The 2,129-nt window shown below is 35.4% G+C and carries 1 protein-coding gene; it reads right to left on the bottom strand.

The genetic code is table 11. The features are described from left to right. Positions 1–2,129: putative barnase/colicin E5 family endoribonuclease (locus tag NYG92_RS09085; protein ID WP_289234205.1), on the bottom strand; the 2,129-nt coding region annotated here is incomplete at both ends.

Genomic DNA, 2,129 nt, shown 5'->3' on the forward strand with positions numbered 1-2,129 from the left:
ATCATACTGATTAAGATAGTTTCTAAAAGTGTATAAAATATGTGAAAATTCCCTTTGCTCATCTTTACTTAAGGCTTTAAAATCATCTAAATACAACGACCCGTCAAGACTCCCTCCATATCTTTGACAAAAATGCTCATAATTATCCACTACTTCACTTAAAGTATTGTTTATTTGTGCTATAATGCTTTCTTGGTTTGATGAAAGAGGCGTTTTTGCTAGCGGTTCATCAGTAAAGCTATCACCGACTACTGTCTGCATAGCTTCCATTCTCTTTTTATTGCGCCTATCTATCAGTTCTGTTATGATGAATTTTTTCTCATTTCTTGTCCCAATAACAAGCGTATATTTATCTGTGATAATTTCTATTTTATCTTTGTTTTGTGAGTAAATTTTGCCATTTTCTAAAATTTGCGGTATTTCGTTTAAAAGCTCTTTTGTCTTGTTTTGTGCTTCGTTTTGTTTAAAGCCTTGATTGATAAAATCTTGCGTTCTACGCTCTAAAATATGCTTCAGCCCAAAACTTTCATCCCCCCATACCAAGTCAATATCTCCTAAGCCCTCTTTATAAAACGCTCCACTGACTTGGGCTTTGAATTCGCCTTTTTCGCCGCTTTCTTTAAAGGCTTGTGCTTCTCTGATTAGCTTTTTAACCGCACCTTTGCCGTCTCTGTAAAACTCCGCATAGTTCGTGCCAAATTCTTTTAAAGGCGTGATGTTTAGGGCTTTTTCAATGTAGCCGCGTGATATATCAATATCTATAAAAGCTTTTTTCGCTTGCTCTTTTATCTCTTTTTCACTCTCCGTATAAAAGCGTAGAGATACAAAATCATTAAACAAAGGCTTATTATCAAAAAGCTTTTCTAAAAATGGGATTTGCTCTAGCACTCTCTCACTCTGTGCTAGGCTTTGATTTGTCTTTTCTAGCTGCTCTTTAAGCTGCTCTAGCTCTTTTTGTAGGGATATAATCTTGTCGTTATCGATATTTTTAACTTTTCTTTCTTGTTCATCGATAAGCTCTTTCATAATCTTGTCATAATTATCCTCGCTAAAAATTTGATAAAAGCGTGCTTGTTCTCTATCGCTAAAATCTTTTATTGTTTTATTAAACCAAATACTGTTGTAATAAGATTTTTCTAAGTGTAAAGTATCCAGCTTGTCTTTAAACTTGATAAAATCATCGCGCGATTTGATAAATTTCTTTAAATCTTTAAAATCTATAATCGTGCTTTCATCATAGAATTGCTGCCCAGTTAGTCTAGGATTTATTTTCCTAACTTTTGACGCTTCATAATCCATCACAGAGCGTTTAGAAAAAGACTCAAAGCCTATTTTTTCTAACTCTCTAGCGATTTTTGTAAGGGTGCGCGAATTAGCCTGCTCTTTGATTGTTTGCGCCCATCGTTCTACTTTTTCTTTTTCTTCGACTAAATCTTTTAACTCCCGTTCTTTCTCATCAATGCTGCGCTTGAGTCGTGTCTTGGCATTATTGTGGGTTCTGTAGCTCTGTAGCGTATCGTTGTTTAGGGTAGATTCTAGCTTGGTTTGCTTGGCTTGTGGTATACTTTCACTTGCAAGTTCATTAGAAAACGCTCTTTTGGTAAAAGCTTCAGCGAGTATATTTGAGGCTTCCTTGCTTAGATACAAAAGCTCTCCATTATCATCAAGTCTATTTTTTAAAGTATTCAAAGTCTTAAGCGAATTTGTAGAGATGACCCACTCATTATTCGCATTTTTTGCCACGCTTGTGAAATAGCTCTTTTTGCCTATATCTTTCACAAAAATAAGGGCATTTTCCTTGTCTTTTAACACAGCATCCGCATTTTCTAAAGTCTCTTTAATAAAGGGTAAAAACTCCTCTCTATCACGCTTTAAAAGCTTTTCAAAACTCCCCTTCGTAAGCTTTATTTCCTCGCCTTTTAGCACTTTTTCTAAAGCCTCGCTCACTTCTTTGCTAAATTTCGGCGTGTAAGTCTCGTCCATACTTTTCAAGCCAAAAGTTTCTAACCACTCTTTTTGTGCTTCTTTTAACGCCTCTTCTTCTTTGATTTTCGCCTTGATTTTGTCCAAATCCCTCTCTAAATGCCTTATTAAAAAGGCTTTTTCCTTACCATTTAAGGCACTTTGCT

This window comes from Campylobacter felis (assembly GCF_030250085.1).
GTDB lineage: Bacteria > Campylobacterota > Campylobacteria > Campylobacterales > Campylobacteraceae > Campylobacter_D > Campylobacter_D upsaliensis.